The sequence below is a fragment of the Thalassobaculum salexigens DSM 19539 genome (assembly GCF_000423805.1).
Lineage (GTDB): Bacteria > Pseudomonadota > Alphaproteobacteria > Thalassobaculales > Thalassobaculaceae > Thalassobaculum > Thalassobaculum litoreum.
Genome location: NZ_KE384095.1, coordinates 309,874 through 331,856 on the forward strand (window position 1 = coordinate 309,874; position 21,983 = coordinate 331,856).

The 21,983-nt window shown below is 68.3% G+C and carries 21 protein-coding genes; 11 read left to right on the forward strand and 10 right to left on the reverse strand.

Annotation, left to right across the window (positions count from 1 at the left end; all coding sequences use genetic code 11):
* Positions 1-405: a succinate dehydrogenase, hydrophobic membrane anchor protein gene (gene sdhD / locus G578_RS0121830; RefSeq protein ID WP_028796037.1), complete on the reverse strand. Its 405-nt coding sequence runs from the start codon at positions 403-405 to the stop codon at positions 1-3.
* A gap of 16 nt (positions 406-421) precedes the next feature.
* A complete protein-coding gene (gene sdhC, locus G578_RS0121835; protein WP_028796038.1) occupies positions 422-805 on the reverse strand; it encodes a succinate dehydrogenase, cytochrome b556 subunit in 384 nt (127 codons plus the stop codon).
* 1,016 nt (positions 806-1,821) lie between these two features.
* Here sdhC and G578_RS0121840 point away from each other — a divergent pair.
* The 5 genes from G578_RS0121840 (at position 1,822) to G578_RS0121860 (ending at position 5,415) form a co-directional block, all read left to right on the forward strand.
* Positions 1,822-2,337, forward strand: coding sequence for a pentapeptide repeat-containing protein (locus G578_RS0121840; protein ID WP_028796039.1), 516 nt, complete (start codon positions 1,822-1,824; stop codon positions 2,335-2,337).
* Between the two features lie 124 nt (positions 2,338-2,461).
* The gene (locus G578_RS27645) at positions 2,462-3,301 is read left to right on the forward strand and encodes a class I SAM-dependent methyltransferase (RefSeq protein WP_084619110.1); all 840 of its coding nucleotides are present in this window, start codon (positions 2,462-2,464) and stop codon (positions 3,299-3,301) included.
* Positions 3,283-3,567: a putative quinol monooxygenase gene (locus G578_RS0121850; protein ID WP_028796040.1), complete on the forward strand. Its 285-nt coding sequence runs from the start codon at positions 3,283-3,285 to the stop codon at positions 3,565-3,567. The genes G578_RS27645 and G578_RS0121850 overlap by 19 nt, the downstream gene beginning before the upstream one ends.
* Positions 3,568-3,643: 76 nt before the next feature.
* On the forward strand, positions 3,644-4,465 hold the full coding sequence (locus G578_RS0121855; RefSeq protein WP_028796041.1) for an isocitrate lyase/PEP mutase family protein: 822 nt from the start codon (positions 3,644-3,646) through the stop codon (positions 4,463-4,465).
* Positions 4,466-4,605: 140 nt separating this feature from the next.
* Positions 4,606-5,415 carry an isocitrate lyase/PEP mutase family protein gene (locus tag G578_RS0121860; protein WP_028796042.1) on the forward strand — a complete coding sequence of 270 codons (810 nt, stop codon included), beginning with the start codon at positions 4,606-4,608 and terminating at the stop codon, positions 5,413-5,415.
* Between the two features lie 6 nt (positions 5,416-5,421).
* On the opposite strand, the gene G578_RS0121865 is transcribed toward G578_RS0121860, so the two are convergent.
* The 3 genes from G578_RS0121865 to G578_RS27650 all read right to left on the reverse strand — a co-directional run bounded on the left by G578_RS0121865 (position 5,422) and on the right by G578_RS27650 (position 10,848).
* The gene (locus G578_RS0121865; protein ID WP_028796043.1) at positions 5,422-6,141 is read right to left on the reverse strand and encodes a transporter substrate-binding domain-containing protein; all 720 of its coding nucleotides are present in this window, start codon (positions 6,139-6,141) and stop codon (positions 5,422-5,424) included.
* A 67-nt stretch (positions 6,142-6,208) separates the two neighbouring features.
* Complete coding sequence (locus G578_RS0121870) at positions 6,209-8,050, reverse strand: methyl-accepting chemotaxis protein (protein ID WP_028796044.1); 1,842 nt, start codon at positions 8,048-8,050, stop codon at positions 6,209-6,211.
* Between the two features lie 371 nt (positions 8,051-8,421).
* Positions 8,422-10,848 carry a S8 family serine peptidase gene (locus tag G578_RS27650; protein ID WP_051245151.1) on the reverse strand — a complete coding sequence of 809 codons (2,427 nt, stop codon included), beginning with the start codon at positions 10,846-10,848 and terminating at the stop codon, positions 8,422-8,424.
* A gap of 235 nt (positions 10,849-11,083) precedes the next feature.
* Here G578_RS27650 and G578_RS28780 point away from each other — a divergent pair, with 235 nt between their 5' ends.
* Genes G578_RS28780 through G578_RS0121890 form a run of 3 tightly spaced genes read left to right on the forward strand, consistent with a single transcriptional unit; the run spans position 11,084 to position 13,927 of the window.
* The gene (locus tag G578_RS28780; protein WP_051245152.1) at positions 11,084-11,860 is read left to right on the forward strand and encodes a chorismate mutase; all 777 of its coding nucleotides are present in this window, start codon (positions 11,084-11,086) and stop codon (positions 11,858-11,860) included.
* A 28-nt stretch (positions 11,861-11,888) separates the two neighbouring features.
* On the forward strand, positions 11,889-12,986 hold the full coding sequence (gene hisC / locus G578_RS0121885) for a histidinol-phosphate transaminase (RefSeq protein ID WP_028796045.1): 1,098 nt from the start codon (positions 11,889-11,891) through the stop codon (positions 12,984-12,986).
* Positions 12,983-13,927 (forward strand): prephenate/arogenate dehydrogenase family protein, encoded by a 945-nt coding sequence (locus tag G578_RS0121890; protein WP_051245153.1) that lies wholly within the window; start codon positions 12,983-12,985, stop codon positions 13,925-13,927. The genes hisC and G578_RS0121890 overlap by 4 nt, the downstream gene beginning before the upstream one ends.
* A gap of 31 nt (positions 13,928-13,958) precedes the next feature.
* Here the strand turns inward: G578_RS0121890 and G578_RS0121895 are convergent, their stop codons facing one another.
* Together G578_RS0121895 and G578_RS0121900 are read right to left on the reverse strand one after the other, a co-directional pair.
* Positions 13,959-14,579, reverse strand: coding sequence for a DUF1134 domain-containing protein (locus tag G578_RS0121895; protein WP_084619111.1), 621 nt, complete (start codon positions 14,577-14,579; stop codon positions 13,959-13,961).
* 103 nt (positions 14,580-14,682) lie between these two features.
* Positions 14,683-15,459 carry a sterol desaturase family protein gene (locus tag G578_RS0121900; protein WP_211228989.1) on the reverse strand — a complete coding sequence of 259 codons (777 nt, stop codon included), beginning with the start codon at positions 15,457-15,459 and terminating at the stop codon, positions 14,683-14,685.
* Between the two features lie 82 nt (positions 15,460-15,541).
* Here G578_RS0121900 and G578_RS0121905 point away from each other — a divergent pair, with 82 nt between their 5' ends.
* The 3 genes from G578_RS0121905 to xth all read left to right on the forward strand — a co-directional run bounded on the left by G578_RS0121905 (position 15,542) and on the right by xth (position 18,083).
* Positions 15,542-16,339 carry a gamma-glutamyl-gamma-aminobutyrate hydrolase family protein gene (locus tag G578_RS0121905; protein ID WP_028796049.1) on the forward strand — a complete coding sequence of 266 codons (798 nt, stop codon included), beginning with the start codon at positions 15,542-15,544 and terminating at the stop codon, positions 16,337-16,339.
* 262 nt (positions 16,340-16,601) lie between these two features.
* Positions 16,602-17,288, forward strand: a complete 687-nt coding sequence (locus G578_RS0121910; protein ID WP_028796050.1) for a fumarylacetoacetate hydrolase family protein — start codon at positions 16,602-16,604, stop codon at positions 17,286-17,288.
* A gap of 3 nt (positions 17,289-17,291) precedes the next feature.
* Positions 17,292-18,083: an exodeoxyribonuclease III gene (gene xth, locus G578_RS0121915; RefSeq protein ID WP_028796051.1), complete on the forward strand. Its 792-nt coding sequence runs from the start codon at positions 17,292-17,294 to the stop codon at positions 18,081-18,083.
* Positions 18,084-18,262: 179 nt separating this feature from the next.
* Here xth and G578_RS0121920 read toward each other — a convergent pair whose 3' ends face one another.
* The 3 genes from G578_RS0121920 to G578_RS0121930 form a co-directional block, all read right to left on the reverse strand.
* Positions 18,263-18,754, reverse strand: coding sequence for a class I SAM-dependent methyltransferase (locus tag G578_RS0121920; RefSeq protein WP_028796052.1), 492 nt, complete (start codon positions 18,752-18,754; stop codon positions 18,263-18,265).
* Positions 18,755-18,796: 42 nt separating this feature from the next.
* Positions 18,797-19,243, reverse strand: coding sequence for a cyclic nucleotide-binding domain-containing protein (locus G578_RS0121925; RefSeq protein WP_028796053.1), 447 nt, complete (start codon positions 19,241-19,243; stop codon positions 18,797-18,799).
* Between the two features lie 68 nt (positions 19,244-19,311).
* Positions 19,312-21,951, reverse strand: coding sequence for an ABC transporter transmembrane domain-containing protein (locus G578_RS0121930; RefSeq protein ID WP_038015670.1), 2,640 nt, complete (start codon positions 21,949-21,951; stop codon positions 19,312-19,314).
* Positions 21,952-21,983 lie beyond the last annotated feature (32 nt).

A 21,983-nucleotide genomic window follows, 5' to 3' on the forward strand; every position in this document is an offset into this window, starting at 1 on the left:
TCAGCCTCCGAAGGCGATTTTCAACACGGCGAAGATCGAGGCCACCGCGAGGATGATCATGGCGAACTTCACCAGGACCAGGGCGGCGATCTTCAGACCTTCGTTGTGGATGTAGTCCTCGATGACGACCTGGAGACCCAGCTGGGCGTGGTAGAAGGTCGCACCGATCAGAAGGACCAGGGTGATGGCGACCGACGGCGAGCCGATCCAGGCCAGGGCGCCGGCGTAGTCCATCCCGGCCAGGCCGGCGACGGACACCACGAACCAGAGCACCAGCGGCACCAGGGCGAGGGCGGTGAGGCGCTGCATCCACCAGTGGTGCACGCCCTCCTTGGCCGAGCCCAGATGGCGGACCCGCCCCAGGGTGCTCCGCATCGAGGTGCTGCGCATCGAATTCTCAGACATTCTCTTGTCCCCCTCGTCAGCCGGCGGCGACGATGATCCAGGCGACGACGGTGAGCACCGCCGCGGCGCCCAGCGTCATCCAGCCCGACTTATACGCCGTCTCCAGCTCGAAACCGTAGCCGGCGTCCCAGAACAGGTGCCGGATGCCGTTGCACAGGTGGTACATCAGCGCCCCGGTGAACCCGAACAGGATCAGCATCCCGAACCAGGAGCCCAGGAACCCGTGCGCCGTGGCGAAGGCCTCCGGTCCCGCGGCGGCGGCGACCACCCACCAGACCAGCAGCAGCACGCCCGCCGCCAGCGCGATCCCGGTCGCGCGATGGCAGATGGACATGACGCTCGTGAGCTGGGGCTTGTAGACCTGAAGGTGCGGAGACAGCGGCCGATTGTGAGCGCTCATACTTCCCTCATACTGGCGGGCCTCGTAAGTGTAGGCCCCCTGACAGGCGCCGCCGCGAGGCGGTGCCGGTTCGCCCGAATGGCAGCGCGCTCCCCGGTCCGGACCGCGCGCCCCTGACAATTTCGACACGTCTTATAGACCATCACCCGGCGCCCTCAAACCCGGCGTAGGGTCGCACCGCGCAAAAGTCTCGTTCTCTTTAAAACAGCATACGGTTTTCCACAACCGGCAGCGCGGCCTGGAGCGCCCCCGGGAAGCCGTTGATTCCACGTAACTTCTCTGGGCTTTTCCCGAAAAATTCTTGTGGATAAGTTGGTGGAAAATAATGGAATTAATTGTTGAGAAGTAATTATCGGAATTTCATTATAAAACCCACACGCTATATTGAATTTTCACTTGCCGCATCGAGGCGCCGATGTCACGCTTCTTTCATCGCGCGGGGCCTTTGATGCTTTGCTCTCGGACGATCCGGCCTCGCCGGACCACCACCGGGTGCGGCGGACGGGCCCGGTCCGGGCCGACAGGATCTCATGCAGGCTCTCTCCTGCGGGGTGGTGCCGGCCTCCGTTGACGCTCCCGTGCGGTGCGTGCGGCCCCCTTCGGGAGGCGCCGCCCGGGGTCTCCGCCCCGCGACGCCGATCTCTCCGGGCCAAGGGGAGGATCGGATGCGCACCCAAGGCGAGCGACCGTCCCAACGGACCGGACCGGTGGCGGGAGGGACTGTCGGCCCCGTGCCGGCGGAGTCCGTGCCAAGACAATCGCTCATGGCACAGCCGACGCCCTTCGCCCCCGCGCGACTTTCGCGCCTCCTGCTCGAACTGGTCTCCTCAGCTGTCTGGTCTCCCGGGCGATCTGGCGGACAGCGGCCTGTTGGCGCATGACCCTTTGCTGATCCGATCCCCGTGATAGTCTTCCGCCCCGACGCACCCAGGTACAGAAACCGACGGGCGCCGGGGCCCGCTTTCGCAAACCCTATCAAGTGCGCTGGCCCCGTCGCCCCGCGAACAGAGGCCCCCATGCCGCGTCTTTCCCGTCACCTCCTCCCAGTTCTTCTCGCCCTGCTCGCCGGGATCGCGTTCGGCGCGGCACCGGCCCAGGCCGCCTGCTCCGATCCACCGGCACCGGGCGTCGACTGGCGGCGCTGCAGCTTCGACCGGGTGGATCTGGAGAAGATCGACCTCAGCGGCGGGCGGCTGGACGATTCCAGCTTCAACCGCGCCAAGCTTGCGGGCTCCATCTTCAACGGCGTCCAGGGCGGCCGCGCCCGATTTCTGGGGGCCGATCTGCAAGGGGCGAGCTTCGAGGGGGCCCGGCTCAAGTTCGCCGATTTCAGCCAGGCCAATCTCCAGAACACCACCTTCGCCGGGGCCGACCTCGCCGACGCCCGCATGGTCTCGGCCAATCTGCGCGGCGCCGACCTGACGGGCGCGCGAGTGCGCGACGTGGATTTCTACCGGGCCGACCTGTCCGGCGCGACCTGGATCGACGGCGAGCGGGTCTGCGCCGAGGGCTCCATCACCTTCTGCCGCTAGCCGCCTCCATATCTTTGTTGATCGTCACCCCTGGCAGCCCCGGGATGACCGTCCGGGACTATGGGAAAGGCCCCCTTTCCCGCGGGCGATGCCATTCCCCCCGGAAATGCACTAGGCTCCCGGCATGTTCAACGACGCCGTCGATCTGCGCGACTTCTACGACTCGCCCCTCGGCCATCTGGCGCGGCGGATGATCCGGCGTCAGGTGCGTGGGCTGTGGTCCGATCTGCGCGGCCAGTCGCTGCTCGGCCTCGGCTTCGCCACGCCCTATCTGCGGCCCTTTCGCGGCGAGGCGGAGCGGGTGCTCTCCTTCATGCCGGCGCAGCAGGGCGTGCTGCACTGGCCGCCGGAGGGGCCGAACCTCTCCGCCCTGGTGGACGAGGGCGAGCTCCCGCTGGAAGACGCCTCGGTCGACCGCATCATCGTGGTGCATGCGCTGGAGGGGACCGAGCAGCGCGCGGCGATGATGAGCGAGCTGTGGCGGGTGCTGGCGGCGAACGGGCGGATCCTGTTCGTCGTGCCGAATCGCCGGGGCCTGTGGGCGCGCTTCGACCACACGCCGTTCGGACACGGCCAGCCCTACACGGTCGGCCAGCTCTCCCGGATGCTGCGCGACAGCCGCTTCACCCCGACCCGCACGGTCAACTCGGTCTATACGCCGCCCTATGTCAGCGGCCTGCTGATTCGATCCGCCCCGGCAATAGAGCGGATCGGCGACCGCTGGTTCAACACCTTCGCCGGTGTCGTCATGATTGAGGCGCAGAAGCAGGTCTATGCCATCCGCCGCGATCGTAAGCGTGTGCTGGCCCGGGCCCGCGACCTGATCGCGTCGCCCCGGCCGACCCCCGCGCCGGCGCCGCGCAGCCTGTATCTGGAGCTCGCCTGCCCGACTACCTTTACCGACCGCCTACCAAAAACCAACCAAACTCCCGGAGGAGATCCCGCATGTACGTTGTCGCCGTGAATCTTGTCGTTGATGCCAAAGACGCCGACGCCTTCGCCGACCGCCTGAAGCAGCACGCCAAGAACAGCCTCACCCAGTCCGGCTGCCTCGGCTTCTCGGTCAGCGCCGACCACGACGCGCCGGGCTCCTTCCACCTGTGGGAGGTCTACAAGGACGCGGCCGCCTTCGAGGAGCACAAGAACGCCGATTTCATGGCCGATTTCCGCGATTTCTCCGGTCCGCTGGTGAAGAACCGGGTGCTGGCCACCGGCGACCAGATCGCGTAGGCCGCGCAAAAGTTCTTGTTATGTTCTCGTCCTGGACCTAGAGTGGCGCCGGTCGCAAACGCGGAGGGCGCCAACCGTGGTCCAGGCAGCAACGACATTCCGGGCCCTGCATGACGGGCCCGGCGCCTTCATCATCCCCAATCCCTGGGATGTCGGGACGGCCCGCATCCTTGCCGCCCAGGGCTTCAAGGCCCTGGCGACGACCAGCGCCGGCATGGCGTTCGCGCTCGGCATCCGGGAAGGACGTGCCACGCCGGAACAGGTGCTGCAGCATTGCCACACTCTCGTCGCCGCGACCGACCTGCCGGTCTCGGCCGATCTGGAGAAGGGCTTCGGCGACAGCCCCGAGAGTGTCGGGGAGACGATTCGCGCCGCCGCCGCCACCGGCCTCGCCGGCGGATCGATCGAGGACCACACGGGCGATCCCGACCACCCGATCTACGAGTTCAGTCTTGCGGTCGAGCGGATCGCGGCGGCGGTCGAGGCGGCCCGCGCCGTGCCGGGCGATTTCATGCTGACCGCGCGGTGCGAGAACCTGCTGTGGGGCCGGGACGATCTGGACGACACGATCCGCCGCCTCCAGGCCTTCGAGGCCGCCGGGGCCGACGTGCTCTACGCCCCCGGCCTGTACGACCTGGACACGGTCCGGACCGTCTGCTCGGCCGTCACGAAGCCGGTCAACGTCGTCATGGGCATGCCGGGCGCCACCTTCAGCGCCGCCGATCTGGCGGCGGCCGGGGTGAGGCGGATCAGCGTCGGCTCGGCGCTCGCCCGCCTCGCCTACGGGGCGTTCATCGATGCCGCCCGCGAGATGAGCGGCGACGGCACCTTCCGGTTCGCCCACAAGGCGATGGGCTTCACCGAGATCGAGGGGCACTTCGCCGACCGCGACCCGTAACGGGACGAGGCTCCTCCAAGACCGAGCCTTAGCTGTAGGGGGGCTTGTCCCATAGGGCAGGCGCCCGCTTGGTTCCTGCGCCCCCGCGGCGGAGACCTTACCTGCACGCATGACCATCCGACCTCAAAGAGGGCTCCGCCATGTCGTCCGCGTCCGACTTCAAACGCCTGCATGAGGGCTCCGGCCCGCTCGTCATCCCCAATCCCTGGGATATCGGCTCCGCCCGCATCCTCGCCTCCCTGGGGTTCAGGGCACTGGCGACCTCCAGCGCCGGCATGGCCTTCGCCTATGGCCTGGGCGACGGCAAGGTCGCACCCGATCAGGTGCTCGCCCATTGCCGCCAGCTCGTCGGCGCGACCGGCCTGCCGGTCTCGGCCGACCTGGAGAACGGCTTCGCCGACAGCCCCGAAGGGGTGGCGGAGACCATCCACACCTTCGCCGGCACCGGCCTCGCCGGCGGCTCGATCGAGGACTCCACCGGCAGGCCCGAGGCGCCGATCTACGATTTCGATCATGCCATCGAGCGGGTCGCCGCGGCGGCGGAGAGAGCGGGCAAGGTCGCCGGCGGCTTCGTGCTCACGGCGCGGGCGGAGAACTTCCTCAACGGCCGGCCCGATCTGGACGACACGATCCGCCGGCTCCAGGCCTTCGAGGCGGCCGGCGCCGACGTGCTGTTCGCCCCCGGCCTGCCCGATCTCGACGCCATCCGCACGGTCTGCGCCGAGGTGACGAAACCGGTCAGCGTGATGATGGGCATTCCCGGCCGCACCTTCTCGGTGGACGAGCTGGCGGCCGCCGGCGTGAAGCGGATCAGCACCGGCCCGGCCCTCGCCCGCGCCGCCTATACCGCCCTGATCGCGGCCGCCGAGGAGATCAACGACAGCGGCACCTTCGATTTCGCCGTGAAGGCGCTGGGCTCAAGCAAGATCGTGGAGCGGTTCGGCGGGTAGCGGGCCTCAGTCCCCGGCAACGCTCAGCTTCTCCTGCACCCCGAACGTCTCCAGCAGGCCGGCGATGGTGCCGTCGGCCTTCGCGGTCTTGAGATACGCCGCGATGGCCGCCTGCAGGGCCGCGTTCTTCGGCTTGGTGCCGACCGCCTGGCGCACGGCGGTGTAGCGGCCGTCGAGGATCCGCTGGCCGCCGAGATCGGCCGCGTTCTCCTTCAGCGCCGGGCGCAGGCCGGCCAGCGCGTCGAGCTTTTCCGTCACATAGAGATCCAGCGCCCCCTGCAGCCCCTTGGCGCGGACCAGTTCGGCCTTCTGGAGCGTGCGCGACAAATACAGGTCATAAGCCGAACGGTCGGACACCGCGATCCGCACGCCGGCCGCGTCCACGTCGGCGATGGTCTTCAGCGGCGAGGCCTCGGGGACGATGTAGGTCGCCTCGATCTCCACATAGGCATCGACGAAGGCGATGGTCTTCGCCCGCTCCGGCTCCTCGGCGATCAGGGCGATGTCCCAGGCGTCGTCGGCCAGGGCGTCGGCCACCTCGCCCGGCGAGGCGAAGGGTACCAGCTCGACCGTGAGGCCCAGGTGGTCGGCGATCCGCCCGGCCAGGCTCGGCGCCACGCCCTCCGGGTCGCCGTTGGCCGCCTTGCCCGTCACCAGCAGGATGTTGCCGAGGTTGATGCCGGCGCGCAGCACGCCGGGGCGGGACAGGTCGGTGTCGATAGTCATGGCAGGCTCCGGACAGCGAAGGGAGCGCCATCCTAGGGGCCCGGCGCGGCCTTGCCCATGGCCGCCGTCACGCCGCGGCCCCCGCCCCTGTGCCCGCCCCTGTGCTCGCCCCAGTGCCCGCCCCCGCATCGGCCAGGATCTGGCGCAGATGCACCCGCATGTCGGTGAGCGCTTCGGTGATTCGGTTGGAGGAGGCGGACATGGTCCCGCTCATGGAGCCGGTCTTCTCCGCCGCGCTTGCCACCCCTTCGTTGACGCCGGCGACCCGGTGGGCGCGGTCGGCCACGTCCTCCACGGTCCCGGTGATGGTTTCGGTCTTCTCGCTCAGGCTCTCGATGCCGTCCGCGACCTCGCCCATGCCGCAGTCGACCGTGCGCAGGCGCTCCTGAATGGCGCCGGTCGCCTCGGAGACCCGATCGATGCTGGCGCGGAAGCCGCCGACCTGCCGGCTGATCCGCAAGGTCGCGTCGGCGGTCTGGCCGGCCAGGATCCGCACCTCGCCGGCGACCACCGCGAAGCCGGCACCCGCCTGGCCGGCCCGGGCCGCCTCGATGGTGGCGTTGAGGGCCAGCAAATTGGTCTGCTCGGCAATCTCCTGGATCACCCCGACGACACTGCCGATCTGCCCGGCGGTGGCGGTCAGGTCGGCCACCGCGTCGGCCACCGTATCGGCCTCGGCGGCGACCTCGCTGGTGAGCGTCCGCTGGCCGCGCACGTCCCGGGCGATGCGCTGGGCGGTGTCGCTCAGGTTGCGGACCACCGCGCGCACGTCCTGGATGAAGACCGCGCTCTCCTCCGCCAGGGCGTGGGATTCGGTCGAGCGCGACAGGGTATCGCTCGCCAGCGCGTTTAGCTCGGCGGAGATCGCCACCAGCTGTTCGACGCTGTCGGTCACCACCGACACCCGCGCGCCCATCCCGGTCTCGATCTCCGAGCTCAGGGTGGAGAGCTGGTCGGCGAGCTGGCGCTCCCGCGCCGCGCGTTCGGCCTCGCGCTGCACCCGCATCGCGTCGATCTCGTCCAGGGCGGCCTTGAAGCTCTGGATCCCGCCGGCGAGCGAGCCGATCTCGTCGACCCGGTCGGTATCGCTGATCTCCGCCTCCTCGCCGTCGGCGATGGCCCGCAGCGCGGCGGACAGCCGGGACAGCGCCCGGGTCACCATGTGGCGCATCACCGCCCAGACCGCGACATTGGCGACCAGCACGCAGCCCAGGCTCACGGCCGCGATCAGCACCAAAGCCTGGGTCAGCGTCCGCTCGACCTGGGCCTCTGCCTCGTGGATATGGTCGATCTGGCCGAGGATGGCGTTGCGCGTGGTCTCCGCCGCCAGCGCCTCGTCGACGATCGCGCTCCTCAGCTCGGCGACCTTGCGCTTCAGGGCGTCCGGACTCGCCGCCGCCCCGGTCAGCTCCTCCGCCTTGGCCGCCACCGCCACCGGATCGGCGCCGGCCAGAACGACCTCCTCGACGGTGTCGGTGAAGGCGTCGTTCTCGAACAGGCCATAGGCGATGCCGACGCCGCCCTCGGTCTCCTTGACCACGATGCCGCCGGCCCGCTGCACGTCCCGGCGCTCGCCGCGCCTGGTGAAGCGCTCGACGATCCGGTCGCGGCTCTCGTAGCGCCGGGTCTCCGTCGGATAGGTCTCCGAGGCCCAGCTCAGCAGGATCGGCAGCGCGTCGGTCTGAAGCTGGTCCGGCACGGCGGCCAGCTTCTTCTGCAGTCCGAAGACCTCGGCGCGCAGCTCGGCGTTCATGTCCCGCAGCAGCCCCGCGCGTGCCTCCTGCTCGGCCATGAGCGTGTTCACAACGGTGATATAGACCCCGGCCAGGGCGCCGAGGACGAGGCACAGGGTCAGGGCCAGGGCGGCGGTCAGCTTGACGTTCAGATGGGAGCGGATGAACGCGAGCATGCGGCAGCCTCATTCTGGCCTGGGACGGAGGCGCTCAGACCCCGCCGGGACAGGGCGGGCCGAAACGTCGGGGGGCCAAGCTATCCACGCCGCATGACAGTGCGATTGCGCTTCTGTTTCGTCATTATGAGTATGTTTTTGTTCATATTGATTATATTTTGTCTTTAATCCTTGCGCCTCCTTCTTCGGGGTCAAATGAACAGCTTTATGAACGCGCGCATCTAGAGCCAAATCCAACCATCAAATCCGACCATATTGAATCATTTCATGATTCAATATGGTCAGTGAATTTGCCTCTAAAACAATGAGATAGAGCGGATTCACGCACGCTGACGCGATCACGAAGTGATCCCGTCAGCGCACGATCAGCTCTAGCCGAACAGCGGATCCGACTGGAACAACCTGCCCTCGCCGAAGCCGACGGTGAGGTAGTGCAGCATCGGGTCGATCCCGGCGCCGGCCACGTCCGGATTGGCCGCCAGATAGGCCTCGCCGTCGAACTGGGCCCCGGCGTCCCGACCTTCGAGGTGCCCGTAGAGGTGATAGTGCAGCAGCGGATTCATCCCCGCCGCCGCCACGTCCGCATTGACCGCCAGATAGTCGCCGCTGTCGAACAGCGCGTTCGGCGCCCGGTCCTCGAACCCGCCAAATTGCAGGTAATGGAGATAGGCGTTGCCGCTGTCGAAGCCGGCGGCGACGACGTCGTCGTTGGTGGCGAGGTAGAAATCAGCGTCGAAGCCGATCTCACTGACCGAGACCGGGGCGGTGGACAGCCGGTTGCCGTCGTCGAACGCTAGGATCTCGGTGTTGCGCAGGATGTCGCGGCCGTCCGCCCCGTCGACCACGGTCTCGCTGTCGGAAACCCCGATGGCGTAGGAGGAGGACAGGCCGGAGAAGCGGGCCGTGTCGAGGCCGCTCCCGCCGTCGAGGATGTCGTCCCCCGCCCCGCCGGTCAGGCTGTCGCTGCCTCGGCCGGCGACCAGGACGTTGGCCAGGGCGGAGCCGGCCAGCAGGTCGTCGCCGTCGCCGGTGTACAGGTTCTCGATCTCGGTGTCGTCGGCGACACGGAAGGCCGCGCCGTAGATCGCGCCGACGGTGCCGTCCAGATGGATCGCGACGGGACCGCTGACGGCGGCGGCGTTGATGGTGTCGGTGCCGCCGTCGCTGTCGACCAGGACGCTGCGGCCCGCATCGGCGGTCGCCAGTGTGGCGTACTGGTCGGTGTAGACATACCGGTCGTCGGCGGTGGTCGCATCGCCGTAGAGCGTCAGGCTCCAGCTCTCCAGCGTGCCGACCGTTCCGGTCTCGGTGTCGGTCACCCTCAGGGTCCAGTCGCCGGCGGCGCTCTCCCCGTAATGCTGACTCGACATCAGGGTCGTCACGTTGGCGCCGAAGAAGGTGAGATCCGGCAGTTCGTCGAGCAGACCGTCCTGCCGCGCCAGGATCTCATAGGCCTCGAAATCCGGGTTGTAGATCAGGTAGCTCGTGGTGCCGTGCGGCGAGGTCAGCTCGATCCGGAGCTGGCCCAGATCGCCATGGGGGATATCCACGTCGACCGTGGCGAACTCCACGTCCATCGCCGCATCGACCGTCAGCGACTGCGATACGCCGGCGGCGTCGCCGTCCGGCACCGCGACCGCCGTGGTCGAGGTCACGGTGACGACCGCCTGGTTGGTCACCGTGTTCGGCGTGGCGTCCCAGGTCTCCGCGAGGCGGGTGGCGGCGCGGGCATCGACCTGGCCGAACCCGTAGTCGTGGCTGGCCGTCAGGCCGCCGCCGTTCCAGTCGGTGGCACCGTTCTCAACCGTGGTCCAGGGATAGGACAGGGCGAGGGAGATCCCCGCCTCGTAGGCCGCGCGGACCGGCTCATCCAGTTCGGCAAGCGCCGCTTCGCTGCCGACCGTATCGGCCAGGATCTCGGCCCGGGTCAGCGGGTCGGCGCCGGTATCGTAGGCCGAGTAGGCCAGGATCTCCTGAACGTCGCGCATCCCCAGCGTCGGGTTGGCCTGAAGCACCAGGGCGGCCACGCCGGAGACGATCGGCGCGGAGAAGGAGGTGCCGTCGGTGAGGTCGTAGCCGTCGTCCTCGCCGCTGACCCCGAGCACGCCGGCACCGGGTGCCGCGACCAGGACATTGGCTCCGGGCGACGAGAAGGTCGCGATCTGACCGTCTGCATCGGTGGCGGCGACGGTGATCTGGTAGGGCGAGTTCTGTTCCGGCCCGTGGGTCGACAGCGTCCCCTGGATCCGGGAATTGCCCGACGCGAAGACGTGCACCGTGCCCAGGCCGGCGCGCCCCGTGGTGGCGGTGTCGGCGATCGCGTCGAGGCTGCCCGGTTCCTCGTAGAAGATCTCGTTGCCGTAGCTGTTGTTGGTCACATCGGCGTCGCTGGCCAGGTGGAAGGCCGGTGCGGCGTTCACCAGTTCGCCGTCCGCATCCGAGATCCGGATCCCGGTGAAGGTCGCGCCATAGGCGACGCCGACAAGGCCGGTACCGTTGGCCGCGGCCGCCGAGAACCCCGACACCTGCGTGCCGTGGGAATAGGCGTCCGCGATCGGCGTGGCGTCGCCCTCGCCGGTCACGATGTTGTGGTCGTTCTCCGCATCGTAGGTGCCGGACAGGTCGGGGTGGGTATAGCGCACCCCGTCGTCGATCACGGCGATCCGGATGCCCTCGCCGGTATAGTCCGGCCAGGCGCCCAGCACCCGGATATCCTGGCCGACGGTGCCGCCGGACTGCCCGGTATTGTGCAGGTACCACTGGTCGCCGAATAGGGGGTCGGACGGAATGACCGTCATGGTTCGCGCCTCCTCCAGAGCGTTTGAACCGGGATTTTCCCGTTAGGTACACAATCCGCGAATTTTGCCGCGAACCTTGGCCGAGCCGTGGAAACCCGATCAAGCGAAAGTTCGCCCGGCCGGCCCGACGCCGCGCTTTCGACACCGGCACCGGTCCGTGGCGGCTTGCCTTAATCCGCCTGCTCCGATAGGTCTTGCCGGTTTCCTTGTGACCGACCTCTCCAGGAAGTACCGCATGGCGGATGTCGCGCCCTCGCTGGCCCAGCTTCGGGCCGAGATCGACCGCATCGACGACGCGCTGCTCGGGCTGCTCGAAAGCCGGGTCGCGATCGGTCGGCGCGTGGCCGCGGCCAAGGGCGACGCGTCGGGTCCCTATCTGCGTCCGGGCCGCGAGGCGGCGATCCTGCGCCGGCTCTGCTCCGCCGCCAGCGCCGACCTGCCGACCGCGACCCTGGAGCGCATCTGGCGCGAGATCCTCGGCGCCAACCTGGCGCGCCAGGTCGATCCGCTGACCGTCGTCTACGCGCCGAAGGGGGCGGAGGCCTGCCTCGACCTCGCGCGCGACCGCGGCGGCGCGGCGACACGGCTCGAGACGGTGGAGAGCGCCGAGGCGGCGATCGCCGCGGCGGTCGACGGCCGCGCGACCCTGGCCGTGCTGCCGGACGTGGCGGATTCCCGCTGGCGCTGGTGGCCGCAGCTCGTTTCGGCATCGCAACAGGACACCTCCACCCAGAAGCCGTGCGTCATCGCGCGGCTTCCGCTTTTCGGGGAGGGCGGCGTGCCCGCCTATGGCATCGCCCCGCAGGATCCCGACCCGTCGGGCGACGACGTGACGCTCTATGCCGTGCGCGGCACCGCCGAGAGAGCGCTGGACACCGCGGAGATCGAAGGGGCCCATTGGTCGCTGATCGCCGCCGACGGCTATCTGGAGGTCGGACATATTCCGGCCGGCGCGGCGCTGATCGGCGCCTACGCCCGGCCCGAGACCTCCCGCTCGAAGACGAGCACCTGACCCCATTCTTCCGTCCGAGGACTGTCCGATGCCCAGCGTGGCCCCTAAATCGTCGATTTCCGATCTCGCCGCCTACAAGCCGACCAGCTATCCCAAGAGCCTGCAGCGGATCATCCGCCTGAACCTGAACGAAGGGGCGCTCGGCCCGTCGCCGAAGGCGATGGAGGCCCTGGCCGGCATCGCGTCGAAGATCCACACCTATCCCGCCGTCGCCGCCTCCGGCCTGGCCGAGGCGATCGGCGAGCGGCACGGGATCGACCCGTCGCGCATCATCCTGGGCTGCGGCTCCGACGAGCTGATCCAGGTGCTGACCCAGGCCTATCTTGAGCCGGGCGACGAGGTGATCCACACCCAGTACGGCTTCCTGCTGTTCCCGATGGCGACCAAGATCGCCGGCGGCGTGCCGGTCTCGGCGCCGGATGACGGGTTCACCGCCAGTGTCGACACGATCCTGGCGCGGGTGACCGAGCGCACCAAGATCGTCTTCCTGGCCAACCCGAACAACCCGACCGGCACCCACATGCCGACCGAGGAGGTGCGCCGCCTGCGCGCCGAGCTGCCGTCGCGGGTGCTGCTGGTGCTCGACGCGGCCTATGCCGAATACGTCCAGCGCAACGACTACACCGCCGGCATCGAGCTGGTGGAGGAGACCGACAACACGGTCATGCTGCGCACCTTCTCCAAGATGTACGGCATGGCCGGCCTGCGCCTGGGCTGGGCCTATTGCCCGGCCGACATCGCCGCCACCCTGTACGCGGTGAAGCCACCCTACGGCGTCAACACCCCGGCCCTGGTCGCCGGCATCGCGGCGGTGAAGGATCTGGAGTTCCAGGAAAAGTCCGTGGCCCATAACGGCGCCTGGCTGCCCTGGCTGCAGGACGAGTTCCGCAAGCTGGGCCTGGAGCCGTACCCGTCGGTCACCAACTTCTTCATCACCCGCTTCCCGACCGAGGCCGGCAGAACCGCCGCCGAGGCGCGCGAGTTCCTGGCCAAGCGCGGCATCATGGTGCGCAGCATGTCCGACTACGGCGAGCACGACTTCATCCGGGTCTCGATCGGCCAGGAGGACGAGAACCGCGCCCTGGTCCAGGGTCTGGCCGACTTCTTCAACGGGGTGCCCGCGTGACCGCATCCCCGGACAACGGCGCCGGCAAGGGAGAGCCGATCTTCGGGACCCTGGCGGTCGTCGGGATCGGCAATCTCGGCTCCTCCGTCGCCCGTGCCGTACGCAAGTACGGCGCGGTCGACCGGGTGGTCGTCGCCGACCTGTCGGCCGAGGCGCTGGCCCGGGCGAAGGAACTGAAGCTGGCCGATGCCTATTTCGAGGCACCGTCCAAGGCAGTGGCGGAGGCGGACATCGTCGTTCTCTGCACGCCTCTCGGCGCCTTCGGGGCGATCGCCAAGGCCATGGCCCCGCACCTGAAGCCGGGGGCGATCGTGACCGATGTGGGGTCGGTGAAGGGGGCGGTGGTCGCCGCCGCCGGTCCGCACATGCCGGACACCGTCGCCTTCGTGCCCGGCCATCCGATCGCCGGCACCGAGAAATCGGGCCCCGACGCCGGATCGTCAGACCTGTTCGTCGGCCGTTACTGGATCCTGACCCCGGACGAGACCACCGACCGGGCGGCCGTCGCCCGGGTGACCGAGCTGTGGACCCGGTGCGGCGCCATCGTTGAGGAGATGAAGGCCGAGTATCACGACAAGGTGCTGGCCGTGACCTCGCACCTGCCGCATCTGATCGCCTACACCATCGTCGGCACCGCCTTCGACCTGGAAGGCCAGGAGCAGCAGGACGTGATCCGCTTCTCCGCCGGCGGCTTCCGCGACTTCACCCGCATCGCCGGCTCCAGCCCGATCATGTGGCGCGACATCTTCCTGAACAACCGCGAGGCGGTGCTGGAGATGCTGCAGCGGTTCAGCGAGGACCTGAGCTACCTGCAACGGGCCATCCGCTGGGGCGAGGGCGACAAGCTGCAGGACCTGTTCACCCGTACCCGCGAGGTGCGCCGCGGGGTGATCGAGGCCAAGCAGGACAAGCCGTTCCCCGAAGGCGGCAACGGCAAGTAGGGCGCCGCGCGCCCTACCCTCACCCCGTCCGTCAGAACGGGAACCAGGAGAACTCCCGGCCGTAGTGCAGGTAGCCGATATTGACGCCGGAGCGCAGGCCGACGCCGGTGCGGATCGGCGCCAGGGTCAGATCGCCGTCGGACTGGTAGTTCACGCCGACGCCGGCGAAGAAGTAGTAGGATCCCTCCACGCCCGGGATGCGGCGGTAGATCTGGTCCGGCGAGTCCAGGTTGTAGACCAGCACGAACACCTTGGACGCGTTGCCGCCCAAATCGAAGCCCAGGGACGGACCCTGCCAGAACACCTTGCTCTGCCCGCCGCCAGCCTTGTTCAGCATGCCCTCGCCATAGCGCAGGCCGACGACGATGGCGCCGGAATACTCGCTGCCGGCGATATAGGCGCTCGGCTCGCCCATGTCGGCGAACACCTTCTCGATGACCTTGGCCAGGCCTTCGGTGGTCTCCCCGAACAGATCCTTGGCGGCGGACACGACCTCCGGCTCGCTGTAGGTCTTCGCCCCCGATGTGGTGGAGGAGGATGACGTCTCCGACGAGGAGCTTCCGCCGGTCGTGGCGGTCTGGGCCTCAGCCCCGGCCGGCATGAAGAGGAGAACGGTCAGGACGAGAGCGGCGGCGGACAGCCAGCGGGTCATTGAAACCTCCATTGTGTTGAGACCGGTGTCTCACCCGCGCACTATAGAAGCAACCCGATGGCATTTGTGAGAATTCGGGCCGTCGGATGGGCGGCCCACCGGTCTATCCGGACCCGCTCCGGGACTTGAAGGGGCGGACCAGCAGGGCGAGAAAGCCGGTATCGTGCAGCCGCTCCACGCCGATCGCCATCTCCGGCGTCCGCGGGGTCGGGCTGAGGGTGGCGAAGATCCGGTCCCAGACCGACAGGGCGGTCCCGTAGTTTGAATCCGTGTCCTGGCGCACCGCGTGATGATGCACCCAATGGATCGAGGGCGTAACGATCACCGTCGACAGGGCCTTCTCCAGCCATCCGGGCAGGCGGGTGTTGGAATGCTGGAACACGGACGCCACCAGCACCAGGGTCTCGAACGCCAGCACAGAGGCCAGCGGGATGTCGAGCAGCACGATCACCACCGCCCGCACCGCCGCCGACATCAGCACCTCGCCGGCATGGAACCGCACCGCCGAGCTGGCGTCGAGGAACTCGTCCAGATGATGGATCTCATGGAACCGCCACAGGAACGGGACCGCGTGGTTCGCCCGGTGCCAGAAATAGATCCACAGATCCAGAATCACCAGATCGGCCAGCAACGCCCAGCCGCCGTCCCACCACGCCGGCCGCCAGTCCAGGGTCATCGAGGTGGCGAGCACGGTGATCGGGATCACAGCCAGCCGGGACAGCCCGATATTCACCGCGAACAGCCCGGCATTGCGCAGGATCCGCGGCCAGCCGCCGCGTCGCACGACGGCGGGTGCCGCCCGTTCGGCCGTCAGGATCAGCCCGATCCAGGCGGCAACGGCAAGGCCCTTGGCGATGGTCAGCGTCTGCGGGTCCGACATGTCCAACATCATCGGGATATGGCATGGTGCGGGGGCCGGGCCAAGCGTCCGTGCCGTTGTCGTGACCGTCAGGAGAGTTTCCGTGAGCCGCCGCACGTCTTCAGGCCGACTGCCTCTCGTCGGCGTCACCGCCTGCCGCATCATGGGGGAGCACAACGCCAGTCACCGGGTCGGCGAGAAATATGTCACGGCCATGTCCGAGGTGGCGGGCGTCTGCCCGGTGATCATCCCGGCCCTGCCCGGCGGCGTGGAGATCGACAGCCTGCTCGACCGGCTGGACGGCGTGTTTCTCACCGGCAGCCCGTCCAACGTGGAGCCTGCGCGCTATGACGGCGGCGACAGCGCCACCCCGGACGAGCACGACCCGGCGCGCGACGGCGTCACCCTGGACCTCGCCCGGGCCGCCGTGGCGCGCGGCATCCCGCTGCTCGGCGTCTGCCGCGGCGCCCAGGAGCTGAACGTGGCCTTCGGCGGCACCCTGCACCAGGAGATCCATACCAAGACCGGCGGGCTCGACCACCGCATGCGCCGCGACGTGCCCTACGACTGGAAATACCGCCCCGCCCATTCGCTGGAGCTGGTCGCGGGCGGGCGGCTGGCCGCCATCGCCGGTCCCGGCCCGCATCTGGTGAACTCGCTGCACGGCCAGGCGATCGAGCGGCTCGGCCCCCGCGTCGTGGCGGAGGGCCGCGCGCCCGACGGAGTGGTGGAGGCGATCTCCATCGCCGACGCCCCCGCCTTCGCCCTCGCCGTCCAGTGGCATCCCGAGTGGCCGCGTCCGGTGGAGGGGATCAACCGGGCGATCTTCGAGGCGTTCGGCAAGGCCGCCCGCGCCGCCGCCAAAGACGCGCGCACCGGCGTCGATGTGGCGGCCGAATAGCCGGCCTGGCGACCCTCGCCATTCTGTCTCGATAGCGAAACGGTCGTGACCGGCCGGCGGGCTGGCGGGAGACTGCGGCACCGCAGCCGGGGCACCGACGCGCCCGACGCACGATGGGGACTGGACCGGGCGGGGGGATGCCCGCCATAGTCACGCAACCGAGCGCCTCCCGCTCCGGAGCGCGGCGACGACACTGTCGAAGCTCCCGCGGAGGCCGGCGCTCGAAGAGCGATATATCGAGACGAAAAAGGAATTGGCTTCAATGGAATATGTGATCACCCCGCCGCGCACCGTGGCCGTGCCGGTGGCCGGCAGTGACCAGGGATTCCCGGTGCGCCGCATCTTCTGCGTCGGTCGCAACTACGCCGCCCATGCCCGCGAGATGGGCCATGATCCGGATCGCGAACCGCCGTTCTTCTTCATGAAGCCGGCCGACGCGCTGGTCACCGGCGGCGCGGCGATGCCCTATCCGTCAATGACCTCCGACGTGCACCATGAGATCGAGCTGGTGGTCGCCCTGTCCGGCGGCGGCCGCGACATCCCCGTGGAGGAGGCGAACAGCCTGATCTGGGGCTATGGCGTCGGTCTCGACATGACCCGCCGCGACATCCAGGCGGAGGCCAAGAAGATGGGCCGCCCCTGGGACATGGCGAAGGGCTTCGACCATTCCGCCCCGATCGCCGACCTGCACCCGGTGACGGAGACCGGCATCCTCGAGGATGCGGCGATCTGGCTCGACGTCAACGGCACCCGCCGCCAGGAATCCACCCTGAAGGCGCTGATCTGGTCGATTCCGGAGACCATCAGCTACCTGTCCGGCCTGGTGATGCTGGCCCCGGGCGACCTTATCTTCTCCGGCACGCCGGAAGGGGTGAACGCGGTTCAGCGCGGCGACGAGCTGCACGGCCATGTGGACGGTCTGAGCGACCTGCATGTGAAGGTGGTCTGACCGGTGCGGATCGTTACCTGGAACATCAACTCCGTCCGTCTGCGCCTGCCGCTGGTGCTGCGCCTTCTCCAGGAGATGCAGCCCGACGTGCTCTGCCTGCAGGAGACCAAAGCGCTCGTCGACGTGTTCCCGACCGGTCCCCTGGCCGAGGCCGGCTGGTCGCACCAGCTCGTCGCCGGCATGAAGGGCTATAACGGGGTCGCGATCCTCTCCCGCCTGCCGATCGAGGAGACGGTGTCGCGCGAATTCTGCGGCCGCACCGACGCCCGGCACGTGGCGGCGCGGATCGACGGCGGACCGGAGGTGCATAACTTCTACGTTCCCGCCGGCGGCGACGTGCCGGACCCGGCGGTGAACGACAAGTTCGCCCATAAGCTCGACTTCCTGGCCGAGATGACCCAGTGGCTCGGCACCGAGCGCAGCCCGGACCACCCGATGATCCTGGTGGGCGACCTGAACATCGCGCCGCTGGAGACCGATGTCTGGTCGCACAAGCAACTGCTCAACGTCGTCAGCCACACGCCGGTGGAGGTGGAGGCCCTGGACAAGGTCCAGGCCTCGGCCGGCTGGATCGACGCGGTACGCAAGATCGTTCCGCCGGAGGAACGGCTGTATTCCTGGTGGAGCTACCGGGCGAAGGACTGGTCGGCGGCGGACAAGGGCCGGCGTCTCGACCATGTCTGGGTGACCCCGCCCCTCGACGGCGGCATCCGCCATGCCGAGGTCATCCGCGACGCCCGCGGCTGGGAGAAGGCCTCCGACCACGCACCGGTGGTGGTGGACCTGGATCTTTAGAGGACTGCGGCGGGTCTACAGCCGCGTTTCCAACCTCGCCTTTCTCGTCATCCCGGTGGGCCCCGGACCCGATCCGGGACGATCCGGGATGACGGTCAGAAATTATTTTTTAAGACAAGGCACTAACGTACCGAATTTCCTTCGTACCGGCTCCGGAACAAAGCTGAAACAGCGCCCCTTTAAACCCGCTCGTACAGATAGATCCGCCCCGGCTTCACGCCCGGCGGCAGCGGCAGCGGGCTGAACGCATCCACCCCGTCCAGCGGCTGGTCGCTGACCACCACGCCGCCCGGCGCCAGCAGGTCGGCCACCATCGGCGCGGCGCGGCGCGACAGGGCGACGCTCTCCTCCTTGTCGCCGGTGCCGATATCCAGATGCGCCAGGACCGCGGTGCCGCCGAGATCGGCCGCGGCCCGCGGCAGGGTCTCGAACAGGTCGCCCAGATACAACCGGTCGTCGGGGGGAATGCAGTCGGGATGCGCGGCGACCTGGCGGTCGAACACGTAGATCTCGCGGCCCGGCAGGATCGCGCGCAGATGATCGTAGGTCCGCCCGTTGCCGAGCCCGAACTCCAGCGCTATGCCGCTGCGTCCTTGCACCCGGGCGGCGGCATCGTTGAGCGTGGAACGCTGGGCTTCCAGACGCCGGATCATGCTGTCGAGTCTACTCATGGGCCTGTCCGCTCTTGGACCAGTGTGCTGATTGGCTACCGGTCACCGGTTCAGCGCTTCGCGCAATTGGACATTGGTGCGTTCGAGCCGGGCCGCCAGTTCGCGCATGATCTCGATGGAGATCTGCGGGAACTCGCTGATCAGGCGGAAGAACAGCTCCTTGGTGATCCGCAGGGTGATCAGCTTGCCGGTCGCCTCCACCGAGGCGGTGCGCGGCACGTCGCACAGGATGGCGATCTCGCCGACCACGTCGCCCTTGCCGAGCTCAGCCACCTGGATCTCCCCGCCATCGGTGCGGATCCGGACCGAGGCCTCGCCGTCGATGATGATGTAGGCGGCATCGCCGACATCGCCCTGCTGGAACAGGCGCTGGCCGCTCTGGTAAGTGAGCCGCTCGGAGGTGAAGGCCAGAAGCTTCAGCTTCGACGGCTCGATCTTCGCGAACAGCGGGATCTTGCGGAGCAGTTCCACCTCTTCGTTGAGGCTCATGGCGACCCTCCTTCATGGACCGGTGCCGTTATCAGAGGTGGGAAAGACGCGTCCATTGTGAAACCCCCTCAGTTCCGCGCGGCAATTTCGTGAAACACCCGGCCTTCCCGGTCGAGATCCTCCGGCGCGCCGGTCTCCGCCAGCCGTCCGCCGCGCATCACCGAGATCACCGGGAACAGGCGGGCGATATCCGGCCGCTGGGTCGACCAGATCACCGTGCGCCCGGACATCGCCTGCAGGATGTTGGCGACGAGCCGGCGCTGGGCGGCGGCGTCGAAGGTGGCGACGGCGTCGTTCAGCACCAGGATGTCCGGACGGCGTAGCATCGCTCGCGCGATGCCGATCTTCTGCCGCTGCACCGAGGACAGCCGGGCGCCGGCGATGCCGACCTCGAAATCCAGGCCGACCTCCATCACCGTCGGCCGCAGGTCCAGATCGTCCAGCACCGAGCCGATCACCGTTCCCACCCGGGCCACGCTGTCGGCCTGGCCGTAGGCGATCTTGCCGAACAGGATGTTGTCCTGCAGCGAGGCGGCGGCGTTGTAGGCATCGACGCTGAAGAACGCGACGGAGCCCTGCAGCTCCTCCGGCAGGTCACGGGCGAAGGCGACGCGGGCCTCCAGGACCCTGGCCTGAATCCCGTCGTCGAGCATGCCCAGGCGGTGACGCGCCGGGATCAGCTTGAACGGCAGCGACAGCAGCCGGGCGCGATCCTCTTCCGACACCTTCTCCAGCCCGATCCGCTCGACCCGGTTCAGCAGCGCCTGGAACTCCGGCAGATCGTCGGGCGAGATGAAGCTGAACTGGCCGAAGAACTCGTGGTCCGACGGCAGGTCGGCGAACAGCTCGACCATGGTGGCGGCCACGTCCCGGCCCATCTTCAGCAGGTCGTCGGTCAGCCCGACGCTGGCCAGCGTCCGGCGCACATAGGGATGGGCGGCGATGGTGTCCGGCTGGAACGCCGGCCCGACCGGCGTGCCGAACAGCAGGTTCTCGGCCAGCGAGGCGTTGGTGTTATAGCGGTCGGCGGCGAACGGCTCGACCAGGTCGACCATCTCCGGATCCTCGGCGAGCCGTTCGGCGAAGGACCGGCGCGCCGCCAGGATCCGCTCGGCGATCTGCGGCCGGGCCTGGGGATCGATGGTCCCGCGCAGGCCGAGGCCGTAGCAGTCGTCGTCCAGCTCGACCAGCATGAGGTCCTCGACCAGCCGGGAGACCAGGCCCTCGCCGTCGCCCACCGCCTCGGGATCGACCCAGGGGCCGCCCGGATCGTCGGTGGAGTTGGCCGCCTGGGCGGCGGTTTCCAGAGCCGCGCGGACCGCCGGATCGTCGCGCGCCTCGCCGGTCGGCCGGTGCATCACGCCGAGCAGCAGGTTCTCGCGGATCGTCGAGCTGAAGACGTAGGTGGACGGCCCCACATAGCCCATACGCCGTCCGGTGATCGCCTCCGGCAGGGCGTGCAGATCGGCCTGACCGACGGTGATGCGGCCGCTGGTCGGATGCATCAGGCGCGCGATGGTCATGGCCAGCGCCTCGTTGCCGGCCCCGCCCGGGCCGAACAGCGCCATGTGGGTGCCCGGCGGCACGGTCATCGCCACGCCTTCGAACTGAACCTCGCCGTCGTCGTCGATCAGACCCAGGTTGTTCGCCCGCAACTCGCCGTCCAGCGGCTGCGGTGCCTCCGGCTCGGCGATGAGGGTCTCCTGCGCCATCATCTCCGGCAGGTCGAACTGGTCGATCACCTGCTCGTACTTGATCCGGGCGTCCTCCTTCTGCTGATAGAAGTTCAGCAATTCCTTCCAGGGGGCCGACAGGTCCTTGTAGGCCGCCAGGACGGCCACCAGCGCGCCGAGCGACAGCTCGCCCATGATCACCAGATAGCCGCCGATGGCGTAGAAGAAGAACGGCGTGAGCTGGGCGATGAAGTTGTTCAGGAACTTGATGACGAACTTGCGCTGATAGATCTCGAAGCGGATGTCGTAGATCACGCCGAGCTGGGCGGAGAACCGCGCCAGCATCAGCCGCGCCATGTTGTTCGCGTGGATCTCCTGCACGCCGGAGATCGTTTCTCCGATGCGGTCCGACAGCACGCGGACCGTGCGCACCCGCTGCTTGCCGAGCGCGTTCACCCGGCGCTGCAGCTTCGGAATGACATAGGCCTGAACCGGCGACAGGGCGATCGCCGCCGCCCCGAGGATCGGGTCCTGCATGAACATGAAGAACAGGATCGTGATCAGGGTCCCGCCCTGGAACGCCGGCAGCGAGATCGAGTCGCCGATGAAGCCGCCCAGGGGCTCCACCTCCTGGGTCACCATCGGGATGATCTCGCCCTGGCTGACCCGGCGGAAATGCGGGATCGGGAAGCGCAGGATGCGGGTGTAGAGCTCGTAGCGCAGGCGGCGCAGCATCCGCTCGCCCAGGCGCCCGCGATAGACGTTGATCCAGTACTTGAACCCGCCGTTGATGAACACCAGCACCAGGAACAACCCCGACAGGGTCCAGAGGTATTCGAGCTGATGGAACTCGATGCCGAGGAACGTGATGGGGAAATCGGTGGTGCCCTTGGCCCCGAGCGCCTCGTTCACGATCCGCTTCGGCAGGTCGAGCGAGTAGTAGAGGAAGGGGAACGAGATCAGCGTCATCACCAGCAGGATGATCTGTTCCCGCTTGGAATAGCGCAGAATGAACCGGTAGATCGTGGATTCCATCGCCCCGGTGACCTGTCGTCTCGACCTCGGAT

Bases quoted from the DNA above. Each gene is read 5' to 3' on its own strand.
- sdhD (WP_028796037.1), bottom strand. From the start codon at position 405: ATGTCTGAGAATTCGATGCGCAGCACCTCGATGCGGAGCACCCTGGGG.
- sdhC (WP_028796038.1), bottom strand. From the start codon at position 805: ATGAGCGCTCACAATCGGCCGCTGTCTCCGCACCTTCAGGTCTACAAG.
- G578_RS0121840 (WP_028796039.1), top strand. From the start codon at position 1,822: ATGCCGCGTCTTTCCCGTCACCTCCTCCCAGTTCTTCTCGCCCTGCTC.
- G578_RS27645 (WP_084619110.1), top strand. From the start codon at position 2,462: ATGTTCAACGACGCCGTCGATCTGCGCGACTTCTACGACTCGCCCCTC.
- G578_RS0121850 (WP_028796040.1), top strand. From the start codon at position 3,283: ATGTACGTTGTCGCCGTGAATCTTGTCGTTGATGCCAAAGACGCCGAC.
- G578_RS0121860 (WP_028796042.1), top strand. From the start codon at position 4,606: ATGTCGTCCGCGTCCGACTTCAAACGCCTGCATGAGGGCTCCGGCCCG.
- G578_RS0121865 (WP_028796043.1), bottom strand. From the start codon at position 6,141: ATGACTATCGACACCGACCTGTCCCGCCCCGGCGTGCTGCGCGCCGGC.
- G578_RS0121870 (WP_028796044.1), bottom strand. From the start codon at position 8,050: ATGCTCGCGTTCATCCGCTCCCATCTGAACGTCAAGCTGACCGCCGCC.
- G578_RS27650 (WP_051245151.1), bottom strand. From the start codon at position 10,848: ATGACGGTCATTCCGTCCGACCCCCTATTCGGCGACCAGTGGTACCTG.
- G578_RS28780 (WP_051245152.1), top strand. From the start codon at position 11,084: ATGGCGGATGTCGCGCCCTCGCTGGCCCAGCTTCGGGCCGAGATCGAC.
- hisC (WP_028796045.1), top strand. From the start codon at position 11,889: ATGCCCAGCGTGGCCCCTAAATCGTCGATTTCCGATCTCGCCGCCTAC.
- G578_RS0121895 (WP_084619111.1), bottom strand. From the start codon at position 14,579: ATGACCCGCTGGCTGTCCGCCGCCGCTCTCGTCCTGACCGTTCTCCTC.
- G578_RS0121900 (WP_211228989.1), bottom strand. From the start codon at position 15,459: ATGTCGGACCCGCAGACGCTGACCATCGCCAAGGGCCTTGCCGTTGCC.
- G578_RS0121910 (WP_028796050.1), top strand. From the start codon at position 16,602: ATGGAATATGTGATCACCCCGCCGCGCACCGTGGCCGTGCCGGTGGCC.
- G578_RS0121920 (WP_028796052.1), bottom strand. From the start codon at position 18,754: ATGAGTAGACTCGACAGCATGATCCGGCGTCTGGAAGCCCAGCGTTCC.
- G578_RS0121925 (WP_028796053.1), bottom strand. From the start codon at position 19,243: ATGAGCCTCAACGAAGAGGTGGAACTGCTCCGCAAGATCCCGCTGTTC.
- G578_RS0121930 (WP_038015670.1), bottom strand. From the start codon at position 21,951: ATGGAATCCACGATCTACCGGTTCATTCTGCGCTATTCCAAGCGGGAA.